General features: G+C 65.4%; 1 protein-coding gene. It reads right to left on the bottom strand.

The annotated features are described in order from the left end of the window. Positions 1-985: IS481 family transposase (locus AB0M74_RS35190; protein WP_366530632.1), on the bottom strand; the 985-nt coding region annotated here is incomplete at its 3' end. Positions 986-1047: the final 62 nt, after the last annotated feature.

Below are 1047 nucleotides of genomic sequence, written 5' to 3'. Positions count from 1 at the left end.
TGTACTGACCTGAGAGGTTGGGAACGCGGCTGGCTGGTGGATGTCCGCCGAGTGCGGTGTGGCCGCGGTGATGATTGTAGGTGTGTAGCCAGGTAGTGAAAGCTGCGCATCGTTCGGTGTCGCTGCGATAGAGCCGTGCGTAGGCCCACTCGTCGGCCAGGGTGCGGTGGAAGCGTTCTACCTTGCCGTTGGTTTGTGGCCGGTAGGGGCGGGTGCGTTTGTGGACCACGGGCCCGAGGGCCTGGGCGAAGGTGCGGGATCGGTAGCAGGAACCGTTGTCGGTCAGCACTTTTCGGGTGACGATGCCGTTGGCGGCGAACCAGGCATTGGCGCGGGCCCAGAACGCGGCGGCGGTGTCTTTGCGTTCGTCGTCGAGGAGTTCGGTGTAGGCGAGTCGGGAGTGATCGTCGAGGGCGGTGTGTAGGTAGTGGTAGCCGTGCATCGGGTTGCCGTGGGCGTTGTTGACCCTGGTCGGCTTGTGTGCCTGGGAGTTTCGGTTGCCGACGGTGCGGCCCAGTTTGCGCCAGCCGCCACCGTCGGGGATCTTGCCGAGTTTCTTGATATCGATGTGGATCAGATCACCGGGCCGGGGATGTTCATAGCGTCGCACTGGCGCGCTGGTGGCGCGGTCGAGCCAGCGCAGCCGTGCCAACCGATAGCGGGTCAGGACCCGGTGCACCGTGGAGGGGTGCAAGCCGAGCAGATAGGCGATACGAGCGGGCCCCCATCGGCGCAGGACACGGACTTTGATGATGCGACGCTCGGTCCGGGTCGGTGTCCGGCGTGGACTGCGGTGTGGTCGTGAGGATCGGTCGGCCATTCCGGCCGCTCCGAGCAGCCGGTAGCGGCCTGCCCAGCGACCGGCGGTTGTCGCTGAGACCTGAAACCGTTCGGCGGCCCGCCGCAGCGGCCAACGGTCATCGACGACACAACGAGCAAGACGTAACCGACCCAACTCCGACAGCGGGGCATTACGGTGAGACACGAAGACCTCCGGAAGGTGACTGCGTTCCTAGACAGCTCGCATCTCACTCGGAGGTCTTCGCC

The organism is Nocardia sp. NPDC051463 (genome assembly GCF_040681975.1).
In the GTDB taxonomy this organism is placed as follows: domain Bacteria; phylum Actinomycetota; class Actinomycetes; order Mycobacteriales; family Mycobacteriaceae; genus Nocardia.
Note: the sequence above shows the minus strand (reverse complement) of the source record. Positions and strands in the feature narration are given on the sequence as shown.